This is a genomic window from Pseudoxanthomonas sp. LjRoot143, from assembly GCF_964252945.1.
Classification (GTDB): domain Bacteria; phylum Pseudomonadota; class Gammaproteobacteria; order Xanthomonadales; family Xanthomonadaceae; genus Pseudoxanthomonas_A.
Genome location: NZ_CAXUPM020000001.1, coordinates 2,433,617 through 2,447,186 on the forward strand (window position 1 = coordinate 2,433,617; position 13,570 = coordinate 2,447,186).

19 protein-coding genes and 1 pseudogene are annotated in these 13,570 nt (G+C 68.1%); 15 read left to right on the forward strand and 5 right to left on the reverse strand.

What is annotated here, in order from left to right:
- Positions 1–51 precede the first annotated feature (51 nt).
- From tesB to ACSQ1W_RS11740, 3 genes are all read left to right on the forward strand, one after another.
- Complete coding sequence (tesB, locus tag ACSQ1W_RS11730) at positions 52–966, forward strand: acyl-CoA thioesterase II (protein ID WP_192271818.1); 915 nt, start codon at positions 52–54, stop codon at positions 964–966.
- Between the two features lie 9 nt (positions 967–975).
- The gene (locus ACSQ1W_RS11735; RefSeq protein ID WP_436043678.1) at positions 976–1,470 is read left to right on the forward strand and encodes a pathogenicity-like protein; all 495 of its coding nucleotides are present in this window, start codon (positions 976–978) and stop codon (positions 1,468–1,470) included.
- A gap of 96 nt (positions 1,471–1,566) precedes the next feature.
- A complete protein-coding gene (locus ACSQ1W_RS11740) occupies positions 1,567–2,781 on the forward strand; it encodes an RNA polymerase sigma factor (RefSeq protein WP_436043680.1) in 1,215 nt (404 codons plus the stop codon).
- A gap of 50 nt (positions 2,782–2,831) precedes the next feature.
- Here the strand turns inward: ACSQ1W_RS11740 and ACSQ1W_RS11745 are convergent, their stop codons facing one another.
- Positions 2,832–2,939, reverse strand: coding sequence for a hypothetical protein (locus ACSQ1W_RS11745; RefSeq protein WP_436046173.1), 108 nt, complete (start codon positions 2,937–2,939; stop codon positions 2,832–2,834).
- Positions 2,937–3,554 (reverse strand): annotated as a pseudogene (locus tag ACSQ1W_RS11750) (hypothetical protein); the annotation flags it as partial. The pseudogene ACSQ1W_RS11750 and the gene ACSQ1W_RS11745, both read right to left, overlap by 3 nt.
- Positions 3,555–3,698: 144 nt before the next feature.
- Between ACSQ1W_RS11750 and ACSQ1W_RS11755 the strand changes: the two are divergent.
- From ACSQ1W_RS11755 to ACSQ1W_RS11770, 4 genes are all read left to right on the forward strand, one after another.
- Positions 3,699–4,283, forward strand: coding sequence for a hypothetical protein (locus ACSQ1W_RS11755; RefSeq protein ID WP_436043682.1), 585 nt, complete (start codon positions 3,699–3,701; stop codon positions 4,281–4,283).
- Position 4,284: 1 nt separating this feature from the next.
- On the forward strand, positions 4,285–5,007 hold the full coding sequence (locus ACSQ1W_RS11760) for an arginyltransferase (protein WP_436043684.1): 723 nt from the start codon (positions 4,285–4,287) through the stop codon (positions 5,005–5,007).
- A 134-nt stretch (positions 5,008–5,141) separates the two neighbouring features.
- Entirely contained in the window at positions 5,142–5,531 is a 390-nt protein-coding gene (locus tag ACSQ1W_RS11765; protein ID WP_436043686.1) for a hypothetical protein, read from the forward strand.
- Positions 5,532–5,625: 94 nt separating this feature from the next.
- On the forward strand, positions 5,626–6,825 hold the full coding sequence (locus tag ACSQ1W_RS11770) for an endonuclease/exonuclease/phosphatase family protein (protein WP_436043688.1): 1,200 nt from the start codon (positions 5,626–5,628) through the stop codon (positions 6,823–6,825).
- Here the strand turns inward: ACSQ1W_RS11770 and ACSQ1W_RS11775 are convergent.
- Both ACSQ1W_RS11775 and purT read right to left on the reverse strand, forming a co-directional pair.
- Positions 6,815–7,117: a hypothetical protein gene (locus tag ACSQ1W_RS11775; RefSeq protein WP_436043690.1), complete on the reverse strand. Its 303-nt coding sequence runs from the start codon at positions 7,115–7,117 to the stop codon at positions 6,815–6,817. The genes ACSQ1W_RS11770 and ACSQ1W_RS11775 overlap by 11 nt on opposite strands.
- A 10-nt stretch (positions 7,118–7,127) precedes the next feature.
- The gene (gene purT / locus ACSQ1W_RS11780) at positions 7,128–8,312 is read right to left on the reverse strand and encodes a formate-dependent phosphoribosylglycinamide formyltransferase (protein WP_436043691.1); all 1,185 of its coding nucleotides are present in this window, start codon (positions 8,310–8,312) and stop codon (positions 7,128–7,130) included.
- A gap of 119 nt (positions 8,313–8,431) precedes the next feature.
- Between purT and ACSQ1W_RS11785 the strand changes: the two genes are divergently transcribed.
- From ACSQ1W_RS11785 to ACSQ1W_RS11820, 8 genes are read left to right on the forward strand one after another with little or no spacing between them, the layout of a single operon-like run.
- Entirely contained in the window at positions 8,432–9,295 is an 864-nt protein-coding gene (locus tag ACSQ1W_RS11785; RefSeq protein WP_192271836.1) for an SPFH domain-containing protein, read from the forward strand.
- Positions 9,296–9,310: 15 nt separating this feature from the next.
- The gene (locus tag ACSQ1W_RS11790; RefSeq protein ID WP_192271838.1) at positions 9,311–9,586 is read left to right on the forward strand and encodes a hypothetical protein; all 276 of its coding nucleotides are present in this window, start codon (positions 9,311–9,313) and stop codon (positions 9,584–9,586) included.
- Complete coding sequence (locus ACSQ1W_RS11795) at positions 9,583–9,780, forward strand: Arc family DNA binding domain-containing protein (RefSeq protein WP_436043695.1); 198 nt, start codon at positions 9,583–9,585, stop codon at positions 9,778–9,780. The genes ACSQ1W_RS11790 and ACSQ1W_RS11795 overlap by 4 nt, the downstream gene beginning before the upstream one ends.
- Positions 9,777–9,956 carry a DUF4177 domain-containing protein gene (locus tag ACSQ1W_RS11800; protein WP_436043697.1) on the forward strand — a complete coding sequence of 60 codons (180 nt, stop codon included), beginning with the start codon at positions 9,777–9,779 and terminating at the stop codon, positions 9,954–9,956. The genes ACSQ1W_RS11795 and ACSQ1W_RS11800 overlap by 4 nt, the downstream gene beginning before the upstream one ends.
- A 9-nt stretch (positions 9,957–9,965) precedes the next feature.
- On the forward strand, positions 9,966–10,763 hold the full coding sequence (locus ACSQ1W_RS11805) for an alpha/beta hydrolase (protein ID WP_436043699.1): 798 nt from the start codon (positions 9,966–9,968) through the stop codon (positions 10,761–10,763).
- Between the two features lie 8 nt (positions 10,764–10,771).
- Positions 10,772–11,317 carry a PH domain-containing protein gene (locus ACSQ1W_RS11810; RefSeq protein WP_436043701.1) on the forward strand — a complete coding sequence of 182 codons (546 nt, stop codon included), beginning with the start codon at positions 10,772–10,774 and terminating at the stop codon, positions 11,315–11,317.
- 9 nt (positions 11,318–11,326) lie between these two features.
- A complete protein-coding gene (locus ACSQ1W_RS11815; protein ID WP_436043703.1) occupies positions 11,327–12,145 on the forward strand; it encodes a M15 family metallopeptidase in 819 nt (272 codons plus the stop codon).
- A gap of 27 nt (positions 12,146–12,172) precedes the next feature.
- A complete protein-coding gene (locus tag ACSQ1W_RS11820) occupies positions 12,173–12,892 on the forward strand; it encodes a DUF4328 domain-containing protein (RefSeq protein ID WP_436043705.1) in 720 nt (239 codons plus the stop codon).
- Between the two features lies 1 nt (position 12,893).
- On the opposite strand, the gene ACSQ1W_RS11825 is transcribed toward ACSQ1W_RS11820, so the two are convergent.
- The gene (locus tag ACSQ1W_RS11825) at positions 12,894–13,568 is read right to left on the reverse strand and encodes a DNA-3-methyladenine glycosylase family protein (RefSeq protein ID WP_436043707.1); all 675 of its coding nucleotides are present in this window, start codon (positions 13,566–13,568) and stop codon (positions 12,894–12,896) included.
- Positions 13,569–13,570 lie beyond the last annotated feature (2 nt).

Here is a 13,570-nt window from a genome sequence, read left to right on the forward strand (position 1 = left end):
GCACGCGGCGGGCCGCTATAATCGCCGCTCGCCACGCATTCAGGCCCTGCCGTGCCCGCTCCCGAACCCGTCGTCTCCGAACTGATCGAACTGCTGTCGCTGGAGCGGCTGGAAGACAACCTGTTCCGCGGCCAGAGCCGCGACATCGGCACCAAGTACGTGTTCGGCGGCCAGGTACTGGGGCAGGCGCTGTCGGCCGCCCAAGCGACGGTGGAAGGTGGCTCCGGCAGCCGACGCGCGCACTCGCTGCACGCCTACTTCCTGCGCGCGGGCAACATCGAGGCGCCGATCGTTTACGAAGTGGACCGCACGCGCGACGGCGGCAGCTTCTCGGTGCGGCGCGTGACCGCCATCCAGCACGGCCGCGTGGTGTTCTTCTGCGCCGCCTCGTTCCAGGCCGAGGAAGAAGGCGCGGAACACCAGCTGTCGATGCCGGAAGTGCCGCAGCCGGAGGACATCGCCCCCGCTCCGCCCGTACCGGCCGAGGTGATGGCCACGCTGCCGCCGAAGGTGCAGCGCTGGATGTCGCGGCGCGGTCCGTTCGAGTTCCGCCACGTCTATCCACGCGACGAACTGAATCCGCCCAAGCGTCCGCCGTTCCAGCAGGTGTGGTTCCGCCTGAGCGAGCCGGTCGGCGATTCGCCGGAGTTGCATCGCGCACTGCTCGCCTACGCGTCCGATTTCCAGCTGCTGGGCACGGCGACCTATCCGCACGGCATCAGCTACTACCAGCCGAACGTGCAGATGGCCTCGCTCGACCACGCGCTGTGGTTCCACCGCCCCTTCCGCGCCGACGACTGGCTGCTGTATTCGATCGACAGCCCCAGCGCGAGCGGCTCGCGCGGACTCGCGCGCGGACAGATCTTCGACCGCCAGGGCCGGCTGGTCGCCAGCACCGCGCAGGAAGGCCTGATCCGCGTGGTGCCCGATGCCGAAGCGGCATCGGCCGTTCCGGCCAAGGACTGAGGAGCCAGCATGCGCCAGGTGTTTTCCAGCCAGCGGATCGAGACCGTCGAGGGCGTGGCCAAGCTGCTGATCGATGCCGGCATTCCCGTGCACATCAGCAACGGCCGCTCGTACCACAGCAAGCGCGGCGGGCAGTTCAGCTATACCGAACCGGTGAAGGCACAGCTGCAACCCTCGGTCTGGGTGCGCCACGCCGATGACCAGCCGCGCGCGCGCGAACTGCTGCGCGAGGCCGGCCTGCTGGAAACCACGCGGCCCGGGTATGCGTCCACGCTGACGTTCAACAGCCCTCAGGAACAGGCCACCGCGCAGCGGCCCTGGGCCTGGCGCATCCGCCTCGTCCTGCTGGCACTGATCGCCCTGGCGGCCGTCGTGATGTGGATGCGCCGTCCGGTGCCGCCACCGGCCGCCGTGCCGCAGCTGGAGCAGGCACCGCCCGTCCAGCCTGCCCCGGCGGAGGAAGAGGAAGACCGCATCCGTATCCAGCCCGCCACCGGCGGCTGAGCACCGGGGTGGCATGCAAAGGCGCGTTGCGCTGTCCGGTCACATCCTGCTCGCAGGACCGTCTCGGTCATCACTCCCATCGATGACTCCGACGCCATGAACGCGATCGCCCTCGACCTGATGCTGCAGACCGAACTGCCCGCCGCCACCCGCGGCAGCCAGGAAGCCTATGGCCGCATCGTCCACGCCTGCCAGAACACGGTCACCGCCATCGCCTTGGCGATCACCCGCGACGTGCAGGCCAGCGAGGACATCGCGCAGGAGGCGTTCCTGAAGGCCTGGCAGCAACTCGACCGGCTGAAGAACAGCGCCAGCTTCCTGCCGTGGCTGCGGCAGATCACCCGCAACCTGGCACGCGACTGGCTGCACGCGCAGCATGGCCGGCCGATGTCGGGCGAGGTGGCCGAGATCGCCATCGGCATGGCCGCCGATCCCGGTCCGACGCCGGCCGAACGCCTGTTGCAGACGGAAGAGGAAATCGTCGCCACCGAGATCATCTCGTCGCTGCCGGAAGACAGCCGCGAGACGCTGTTGCTGTTCTACCGCGAAGGCCAGAGTTCGCAGCAGGTCGCCGACCTGCTGGGCCTCAGCGATGCCGCCGTGCGCAAGCGCCTGTCGCGCGCCCGTGCGATGGTCCGCGACGAACTGCTGCAGCGCTTCGGCGAGTTCGCGCGATCCACCGCGCCGACCGCGGCCTTCACGATGATCGTGCTGGGCGGCCTGGTCGGCGCGATGCCGGCCGCGAGCGCGGCAACGGTGATCGGTTCCGGTGTCCTGGGCAGTGGCCTGGCCGGCAAGCTGGGAACGGGGGGACTCACCACCGGCGGCGTCACCGGCGGCGTAGCCGGCGGTTCGCTGGGCGTGATCTTCGAGCAGGTCACCCAGCATCCCGCCGCACTGTGGGGCGCCATGGGCGGCGTACTCGGCGGCCTGATCGGTTATGCCTTCACCTGGTGGTACCTGGCACGCTTCTGCCAGACCGCGCAGGAGCGGCAGCAGGTGCGGCGTTTCATGGCGCTCAACACCATCACCGGCTCGGCCTGGCTGTTCTGCCTGATGCTGGCATCGCTGCTGGCAACCGGCTGGCAGGCCCTCGCGATCATCACGGTCGCGGGACTGTCAGCGGTCAACTACCAGTACCTCGTCATGCTGCCGAAGATCATGGACCCGATCCTCGCCTACCCCGTCAACGAGCGGCGGCGCCGCGGCTACGGCTACCTGATCGGTAAACAGGCGATCGTGCTCAGCAGCGTGCTCGCCGTAGGCGCTGTCGTGTTCGTCCTCATCCGCACGGGTCGCCTGGTCTTCTAGCCAACACGCGCGCACCGGCCCCGAAGGACCGGTGCGCGATGATGCGCTACTCAGCGACGGGTCGGCCGGCCCGCAGCCAGCTCGTCCTTGGACAGGAAGCCATCCTTGTTGGTGTCGAGCGCATCGAAGCGCGCGGCGAAACGGCCCTTGTCCTTCACCTCATCGCGCGACAGGCGTCCGTCCTTGTTCGCATCCAGCGCCGTGAAGCGCTCGTCCATGCGCGCCTGCATGCGCTGCTGGAACTCGGCACTGCGTGCGACATCGGCCTGGTCGATCTCGGCACGCGTCAGCTTGCCATCCTTGTCGGCGTCGGCCTTGGCGAACCATTCGTCACGACGCTGCTTGCCGCGCAACTCGCGGTCGGCACGGTCGATCACACCATCCTTGTTCGCGTCCAGCGTATCGAAGCGTGCGGCGAAACGCGGGTTCGCGGCGGCCTCGGCCTTGCTGATCCGGCCATCGCCGTCGGTATCGAGCTTCCCGACGCCGTCGCCGTGGCGCGGGCCGCCATGACGGCCATGGCCACGCATGCCCTTGCGCTGCGGACGCTCGTCGGCGGTCAGTTTGCCGTCGCCGTTCTTGTCCAGTTCGGCGAAACGCTCCGCCAGACGCGGATGCGCGACGGCTTCGGCCTTGTCGATGGCGCCGTCGTTGTTCTTGTCGAGGCTGGCGCGCGCCGGCTTCGCGGCATCGCCGGTCTGCGTGGCGGCGAACGCGGATCCGGCGCCGAGGGCGGCCAGCACGGCCACGAAAAGCAGGGTCTTGCGGTTCATCGTGTTCTCCTGAAGACGCGGCGCCACCTGCGCCACTGGCAGGGAAAACGCGCCTGCACCCCGGCGGTTGACGCGCGGACGGACGCGTTCAGGCAGCGGACGGTCGCGATGCCCGAGACCGGGGCGCCGCAGTATGCTGGCCGCATGTCACTTCCGCTCGCCCGTGCCCTGTCGATCTTCGGCCATCCAATGCTGGTGCTGCCGATGGCCGTGCTGGCGATCGCGTTGGCCCAGGGCGATGCGCGGACAGCCGCATGGTCGGCGGCGGGCTTCGGCGCATTCGCTGCGCTGGTGATGGGCTACTCGTGGTGGCAAGTGCGTCGTGGGCGCTGGGGCCACGTGGATGCCAGCGCAACACACGAACGCAGCGCGTTGAACCGTTTCCTGCTGGTGGCCCTCACCGCCGGTGCCGTCCTGGTCGCGTGGCGCGGCGGTCAGCCGCTGTTCGCACTGGGACTCGCGCTGTCCGCGGCCATGATCCTGGTCGCGATGCTGACGGCGCGCTGGTGCAAGCTGTCGCTGCATCTGGCATTCGTCGTCTTCGCGGCATGCCTGTTGCGCGAACTCGGCACCGTGTGGATGCTCGCGGCGTTGCTCTTCGCCGCCGCCGTGGCCTGGTCGCGTCTCGCGCTGCAGCGGCATACGCATCGCGACCTGGTCGCCGGCGCGGTGGCCGGCACGCTCGCGGGCCTCGCCTTCTGGCCATTGGCTGCCCACTGGACGCACTGACATGGGCGAGAACACACAGCCCATCGACGACCTGCGCCTGTTCCATACCGGCGAGCATCCGTGCGGCTACTGGCCCGACCGCGTCGCCCGCGATCTGGTGCTGGATCCACGCGATCCGCGTCTGCCGCAGCTTTATCCGGATGCGCTGGGCTGGGGCTTCCGCCGCTCCGGCGACATCGTCTACCGGCCGCACTGCCGGCAGTGCCGCGCCTGCGTCGCCGTGCGGATCCCGGTGGCCGACTTCGTCCCCGACCGCAGCCAGCGGCGCTGCGCGGCACGCAACGCGCACGTGGACACGCGGATCGTCGCTGCGCTGCGCGACGAGGAACACTTGGCCTTGTACCAGCGCTATCTCGCCGCGCGCCATCCGCTCGGCGGCATGGACGACCACGGCGCGACCGAGTTCGACCAGTTCCTGGTGGGCAGCTGGTCGCGCGGGCGCTTCGTCGAGCTGCGCGAAGACGGTCGCCTGCTGGCGGTCGCGGTGACCGACGTCATTCCCGGTGCGCTGTCCGCGGTCTACACGTTCTACGATCCCGCACTTGAATCGCGCAGCCTGGGCACACTGGCCATCCTGCGCCAGATCGAATGGGCGCGACGCGACGGCTACGCTCACCTGTATCTCGGCTACTGGATCGATGGCCATCGCAAGATGGACTACAAGCGCCGGTTCGCGCCGCTGGAATGCTTCAACGGACGGAGCTGGGTGCCGGCCGATCTGTGAGTCGAGCGTTGCATCCGGGCGTCTAATGTGAGGCGTAAATGTAAATGGCAACTCCGTGATTGAGTGCACAGAATGTGCCACCGACGCGACTGCGTGTCGGCGCTGGAACATCCACTCAATCGCTTGGAGCTTTCATGAAGTTCAACATTCTTGCCCTCGCGGCGCTGACCACCCTGGCGCTGGCCGCCTGCAAACCGGCCGACGATGCCGCGCCTGGTGCCGATGCGCCGACCGTCGAAGCCCCTGCTGCCTCCGGTGACATCGTCGCTGCTCCCGCAGACGCCACGACCGGCACCGTCGATGCCGGCACCGGTGTGCCCGAGTGCGACCAGTACCTGGAAAAGGTCTACGCGTGCATCAGCGACAAGGTGCCGGAAGCGCAGCGCGAGATGATGAAACAGGGCATCGAGCAGTCGAAAGCCGGCTGGTCGGCCCTGACCGACAAGACGGCACTGGCCGCCCAGTGCAAGACCGCGATGGACCAGGCCAAGACCGCCTACGCGGCGATGGGCTGCACGTTCTAAGCGTTTCCCGGGCTAACTCGTCGTTAGCCTGCAGCGCCCCGGTTTTCCGGGGCGCTTTTTTACGCCTGTCATCGTGACGTGACAAAATCCACGCATGCGTACCCTCTTCCTCCTGTTCACGATGACCCTCGCCGCCTGCAGCTCGCCCGCCAAGATGGATGAGCCCGCCAGCAGGCAGGCCATGCCGCTGCGTGTGGCGACCTACAACACGTCGCTCTTTTCCGACGATGCGGGCGGCGTGATCCGGCAGCTTGAAGGCGATGACCCGCACGCGCGCAAGATCGCCGCGGTACTGCAGAAAGTGCGTCCCGACCTGGTATTGCTCAACGAGTTCGACTACGACGACGCGCATCGCGCCGCCGACCTGTTCCAGCAGCGCTATCTCGAGATTGCCCAACCCGGGGGCGGCGAACCGCTGCGGTACCCCTATCGCTATCTCGCACCGGTGAACACCGGCGTTCCGAGCGGCCTGGACCTGGATCGCAACGGCTCGGTCGGCACCAGCGGCCGCGAACGCGGCAACGATGCGTGGGGCTACGGACTGCATCCCGGCCAGTACGGCATGCTGGTGCTGTCGCGTTTCCCGATCGATGAAGCACAGGTGCGTTCGTTCCAGTTGCTGCGCTGGAGCACGCTGCCGGGCGCCACCAACCCCGTCGACCCGACGTCGAACCAGGCGTTCTATCCCGACGCGATCTGGAAACAGCTGCGCCTTTCATCGAAGTCGCACTGGGACGTGCCGGTGAGGACGCCGGGCGGCGTGGTCCACTTCCTCGTCTCGCATCCGACGCCGCCGGTGTTCGATGGTCCCGAGAACCGCAACGGCCTGCGCAATGCGGACGAGATCCGGCTGTGGCGCGAGTACCTGACGTCGCGTGATGCGCCGTGGCTCTGCGACGACCAAGGCCGTTGTGGCGGACTGGCGGCCGATGCGCGCTTCGTCATCGCCGGCGACCTGAACAACGATCCGGCCGATGGCGACGGCCAGCACGAGGCCATCATCGAACTGCTGGAACACCCGCGCGTGATGCGCATGGCCACGCCGCGCAGCGAAGGCGGCGAAGAGACCGCGCTCGCCTACGCGGCCAAGGGACTGCAGCGTCGTGGCTCACCTGCGCATGTCACGGGCGATTTCGGCCGCCGCAACGGTGCGCTGCGGCTGGATTACGTGCTGCCGTCCACCGGCTTCCGCCTGACCGGCAGCGGCGTGTTCTGGCCGAAGAAGGACCAGCCCGATGCCGCCATCGCCGACGGCAGCGACCATCACCTGGTGTGGGTGGACCTTACGCTGTAGCGGTCGACGGCGCCGCGCTCATGCGCGGTCCGAAGCCGAACAGCGATTCGTTCTGCGCCGACACGATCATCCGGATCATGCTGCCGGGCACCATCAGTTCCACCTGTACCTCATGACCCTCGGCGTCCTTGCCGACCAGCGTCATTTCGGTGAAGGCGCCGCCGGTGTCGATCTCCTTGCAGAAGATGTGCGGGCCTTCCGGTTGGTTGGTCAGATAGGGCTTGATCGCGTCGCCCAACGCTTCGAGCGCCTGTGGGAAGAAGAAGACGGCGTAGCCGGTGTTCCCGTTCACGGTGCGCGCCTCACGCCAGATCGATGGTAATGGCGGCGGCCGCATCGCGCGCTACCGCGCGTGCGGCATCGACGTCTGCGGCACGCGCCAGCGTCACGCCCACGCGACGATGGCCCTCCACGCGCGGTTTGCCGAACAGGCGCAGCGCGGTATCGGGCGCGACCAGCGCACCTTCGACGTTGCCGAACACCGGCACGCCGTGGCCGTGCGCCAGCATGGCGCAGGACGCGGACGGACCGCTCTGGCGGATCGCCGGGATCGGCAGGCCAAGGATGGCGCGCGCGTGCAGCGCGAATTCGGAGAGCTCCTGCGATACCAGCGTCACCAGACCAGTGTCGTGCGGGCGCGGCGAGACTTCGCTGAACCACACCTCGTCCCCCTTCACGAAGAGCTCCACGCCGAACAGGCCCCAGCCACCGAGGTCGTCGGTGACCGCGCCCGCGATCTGCTGCGCGCGCTCCAGCGCACGCGGCGACATCGGTTGCGGCTGCCAGCTTTCGCGGTAGTCGCCATCCTTCTGCCAGTGGCCGATGGGATCGCAGAATGAGGTGCCACCGGCATGGCGCACGGTCAGCAGGGTGATCTCGTAATCGAAGTCGATGAAGCCTTCCACGATGCAGCGGCCCGCGCCGGCGCGGCCGCCGGTCTGCGCGTAGTCCCACGCCGCATCGATATCGGCCTCGCTGCGCAACGTGCTCTGGCCCTTGCCGGAGGACGACATCACCGGCTTCACCACGCACGGCAGGCCGATCGCCTGCACCGCCTCGCGGTACTCCTCGCGCGTGTCGACGAAGCGGTATGGCGACGTCGGCAGGCCCAGCGTTTCCGCGGCCAGCCGGCGGATGCCTTCGCGGTCCATCGTCAGTCGTGCGGCGCGCGCGGTGGGAATGACCCGCGCGGCGCCTTCGGCTTCCAGCGCGACCAGGGTTTCGGTGTGGATGGCCTCGATCTCCGGCACGACCAGGTGCGGCTGCTCGCGGGCGATCAGCGCACGGATCGCGGCCGGGTCCAGCATGTCGAGCACGTGCGAACGATGCGCCACCTGCATGGCCGGCGCGTCCGCGTAGCGATCGGCGGCGATCACTTCCACGCCCAGGCGCTGCAGTTCGATGGCCACTTCCTTGCCCAGTTCGCCCGACCCCAGCAGCAGGACGCGGGTGGCATGAGGCGACAGTGGGGTTCCAAGGGTGGTCATGCGCAGGCGTCCGGAAAAGGGGGCGCCAGTTTAACGGGGCTGCCGACAGGCGGCGCCAACCGCCCGTTGACATCTGATATCAAATTGATATCTTTCAGCCTCAACCAAGGAAAAGTGCCATGAGAGAGAACGCCAAGTCGTCGTTGCCCGGTATTCCGGTCCTGCTGGGTGTCCTGCTGCTGGGCGCGGGGGCGCTCGCCATCTTCGTGACCGCCGCCGCGGGCAAGCTGCCTGCCGGGCTGATACTCGCCGTCCTGCTCGGCATCATCGCCATCTTCATCATGGCCGGCCTGTACAAGCTAGAGCCCAACCAGTCCGCCGTGCTCAGCCTGTTCGGCAAGTACGTGGGCACGGTGAAGGACAACGGCCTGCGCTGGAACAACCCGTTCTTCAGCAAGCGCAAGATCTCGCTGCGCATCCGCAACTTCGAGAGCAGCCGTCTGAAGGTCAACGAGCTGGATGGCAGCCCGATCGAGATCGCCGCGGTGATCGTGTGGCAGGTGGTCGATTCGGCCGAGGCCGTGTTCAACGTCGACGACTACGAGAGCTTCGTGCACATCCAGTCCGAATCTGCGCTGCGTGCGATGGCCTCCAGCTATCCGTACGACCAGCACGAAGAGGGCCAGATCGCCCTGCGCAGCCATCCGCAGGAGATCTCGCAGCACCTGCAGGAACAGATTGCCGAACGCCTGGGCAAGGCGGGCGTGGACGTGATCGAGGCGCGTATCAGCCACCTGGCCTACGCCCCGGAAATCGCCCAGGCGATGCTGCAGCGCCAGCAGGCCAACGCAGTGATCGCCGCGCGTACGCGCATCGTCGCCGGCGCCGTCGGCATGGTGGAGATGGCGCTGGCGGAGCTGCAGAAGAACGACGTGGTGAAGCTGGACGAAGAGCGCAAGGCGCAGATGGTCAGTAATCTGCTGGTCGTACTGTGCGGCGAGCGCGGCACCCAGCCGATCGTCAACACCGGCTCCATCTACTGACGCGGGCACGTCGGCATGCATGCCCTCGTCCCGCTGGTCCTGGCCATCTCCGGCCTCCCTGCCCTGCTCATCGGCGCATGGATGAGCCGCGAGCCCGACGCGCGCTCGCGTGCCCTGGCCCTGCACTGGGTGCTGGTAGGCCTGGCGATCCAGGCCGGCGCCGTTGGCGTCTACTGGGCGGGCGATGACGACAGGATCGCGCAGGGCATCGTGATCGCGATGGTGGTGCTGGTGAATGCGCTGATCGTATCGATGGTGCTGCGACTGCGCCGCAACAGGAAGAACCCGTGAGCGAGAAGCAGGACAAGAAGGCCTATCCGCTGCGCATCAATGCCGAGGTACTGGCGGCGATGCAACGGTGGGCGGACGACGAACTGCGGTCGCTCAACGCCCAGATCGAATACGTGCTGCGCGATGCGCTGCGCAAGGCCGGGCGGCTTCCGAAGGGGGGCGCCCAGGACAAAGACAACAAGGAATCGCCATGAACCACCGCTGGAGCCACAAGGTCGTCGAGATTCCCTACAGGATGTTCGCGGGCAAGCTGACTGACCGCATCCAGCAGGAGCTGGACAAGATGAGCACGCAGGGATGGGAGCTGGTCAGCACCCTCTTCATCGAACACGAGGTCTCGGTGCGGTTGTTCTTCAAGAAGCCTGCCTGAGCGGCAGCGATGGCCGGCCTGCTCAGACGGATCAAACGCCTCTGGATCGCGCTGGGAGTGGCGGCCACCGTCGTGTTCACCGCCTGGTGCCTGCTGGCCTATCGCGCCAATGCGGACGGCATCCGCGCATCGATGTCCGATGACCGCGTCGACGTCGTGCATGGCGATCACCGGTGGACGTTCCGCCCGCGCAGCATGCGGCCGCAGGCAACGGGGCTGTTGCTGTTCTCCGGCGCGCTGGTCGATCCGCGCGCCTACGCCCGGCTGGCACGCGATGCCGCCGCCGCGGGTCACCCCGCCGTCGTGGTCGAATTGCCCAGGCGCGGTGCGCTGGGCGGTGCGGAAGGATCGCCCGTCCTGCAGCGGGGCCGCGATGCGATGGCGGCCCTGCCCGAGGTGCGCTGCTGGGTCATCGGGGGACACTCCCGCGGCGGCGAAGTGGCGTCGCGTTACGTGCTTGCCTATCCCGATGCTGTCGCGGCCCTGCTGCTGATCGGCACCTCGCACCCCCGCGACGTGGACCTCTCAGCGCTGACGATACCGGTCGCCAAGCTGACCGGCGATCGCGACGGCCTCGCTACGCCCGAACGCGTCGCTCGAAACCGTCGCCTGCTGCCATCGACCACGCGCTGGGTCGACCTCCCGGGTGCCAACCACTCGCAGTTCGGGGATTACGGGTTCCAGCCCGGGGATCGGTTCGCACGACTGCCTCGCGAGCGTCAACACCGTCGACTGACCGAAGAAGTCCGCCGGCTGCTCGCGGCCACGACCCTTTCCGCCTGCCACCCCTCATCGACTCCGCCGTAGGAACCGCCATGCAGCAGAAGCACGAATTCGACGTCGCACCCTTGCCCTCCCATACCACCTGGTGGTTGTGGATCCCGATGCTGGTCGCCATCGGTGCGGCCGTCGCGGCGATCAGCATGGATTCGCATACCCCTCCTCCCGTGGCCGCCTGGCTCGTCGTGCCGTTCGTGTTGCTGGTCGGCATCGTGCTGACGCTGGCGCTTCGGCGCCGCCAGATCGCTCTCGACAACCGGACGCTGCGGGTACGCGCGACGTTCTACTCGAAGACGTTGCCCGTGGAAGCCATCGACGTGGACAAGGCCCGGGTACTGAGCCTGGAGGAGCACACCGATCTGGCGCCCATGTTGAAGACCAATGGCTTCAGCCTGCCGGGCTTCAAGGCCGGCCACTTCCGGCTGCGCAACCTGGGCAAGGCCTTCTGCCTGGTGACCGATCGCACCCGCGTGCTTACCCTGCCGCTGCGCGACGGTGGCATGGTGCTGCTGAGTCCAGCGCGCCCCGCCGATCTGCTCGCCCGGTTGCGCGAACTGGCGGCCTCCACGCCGCATCGCTAAGCTGCCGCCATGCACCGCCTGCCCGCCCGCGTCCTGACGACGCTGCTGCTCAACACGCCGCAGGTGGAGCTGTGGCCCGCCGACCTGCTGCGCGCACGCGGCAATGCGGATGCGCGCGCGCTCGCCGGCGCGCACACCGTACTGCGCCGCAAGCAGGATGGACGCTACCTGGCTGCCGTGTCGGCACACGCCGTCCTTCCGCTGGTACCGGGCCTGCGCCGCGAGCCCGGGCTCGACGACGCGTGGGACGCGCTGGACCGGCTCGAGGGCGCCTCACGCGGCTTGGATGCGGATGCACAGGGCGTGCTGCCGCTGCATGCGCTGCACGAACGCCTGCACGCCCTCGGGCTCGACGACAGCTACGGCGAGCGCAGCGGCCTCGCCCTGGTCGCCGAGCCGGCCGCGCTGGCGTTCGCCGGGCGCGACCGCTATCGCAGGCCGTTGTGGCTGACCGCCGCCGCCGCGCGCGCCTGGCTCACCATGCAGCGCGCGGCTTACGGGGAAGGCATCGTCCTCGACGCAATCTCCGGCTACCGCAGCCACGACTACCAGCTCGGCATCTTCACCCGCAAGCTGGCGCGCGGGCAGACGGTCGAAGAGATCCTCACTGTCAACGCCGCGCCCGGCTACAGCGAACACCACGGCGGTCGCGCGCTCGATATCGGCACGCCCGGCGAGCCGCCGGCCGAAACGTCCTTCGAGAATACGCCCGCCTTCGCCTGGCTCACGCGGCACGCCGGCGACTTCGGCTTCGCCATGAGTTATCCGCGCGACAATCCGCACGGCATCGTCTACGAACCGTGGCACTGGTGCCATGTCGCGAACTGACGCCGCGCACCCACCAGGGGTTTGATGATGGACCAACCGTACCAGCCGCCGGATGCGGAGCTCACACACGTAGACGACGGCACGCGCGGTCGCGTTTTCCGTGATGCGACCACGCTTACCCGCACCGCCACGGGCCTGCTGCTGGCCGGCGCGGCGACCTCAGCCGCAGCGATCGTTGTCTATCTCGTGCAGAACATCGTGCTTGGCGAAGTGGTGGCGGGCATGCGCGACTACGACGACATGCCATTCCCCCTGCTGATCGCCATGATGGGAATCGGTCTTCTGCAGTTGCTGGTCACCCTGGCCACCTACATCGTGATCGGCATGTGGCTCTACCGCATGTGCTGGAACGCCCACAGCCTGGCCGGTACCCGGCAAATGACGGTAACGCCCCGCTGGTCGGTGCTCTGGTACTTCATCCCGTTCGCCAATCTGTGGATGCCTTTTGTGGCGATGCGCGAGACATGGAAGGCCAGTGCGGCACCGCATGACGTGGCGAACGCACGCAGTCATCCGATAATCCCGCTGTGGTGGACACTGTGGCTGGTGACCGGCGTCCTGTCGTGGGCCGCGATGCGGACCGGGCTGACGGTCGCGGATGCGCAGGACGAGATCGACGGCAACATCGCGATGCTCGCCAGCGACGCGAGCAACATCCTGCTCAGCCTGGCCCTGCTGTTCATCGTCCGGCGCCTGTGGCGCATGCAGCAGGACGCCCGCGTCCGCCGCGCGTCGCGGGAGGTCTGACTCAGTCCTGCGACCGCTTCGTCGGCGTCTTCGCCTCGGTGCCGGCATCGGCGATACGCCACAGGTACTGCGCTGCATACGTGCGGTAAGGCCCCCACGTCTCGCCGCGCGCCGCCAGTTCCTTCGGCGTCGGCATGGCGTCCAGCTTGTCGACGAACTGCGCGCCCTTGCGCACGCCCAGATCATCGATCGGCAGCACATCCGGGCGACCCAGCCGGAACATCAGCATCATTTCCACCGTCCAGCGGCCGATGCCGCGCACGGGCACCAGCGCGGCGACGATCTCGTCTTCGTGCATCGTCGACATCTGCCGCAGCGTGGGGATTTCGCCACGCCGCTCGCGCGCCGCCAGATCGCGCAGCGCCAGCGTCTTGTTGCCGGACACTCCGCAGGCGCGCAGCGCCGCGTCGTCGATGCGGTCCAGGGTGTCGAAGTGGAGGCGCGCGCTGGCGATGGCGGCTTCGACGCGACCGACGATGGTCGCTGCCGCCTTGCCGCTCAGTTGCTGGTAAAGGATCGCCCTGGCCAGCGCGTCGACCGGATCGAAGGTCTTCTTCCAGGTGGCCTGGGGCTCGATGTAGCCGATCCGCTTCATCCACGCACCCAGCTTGCGGTCACGCCGGGTCAGGTGGTCCCAGGCGTGCTCCGTGTCGAAGCCGCGTGCGTGCCGGGGCATGG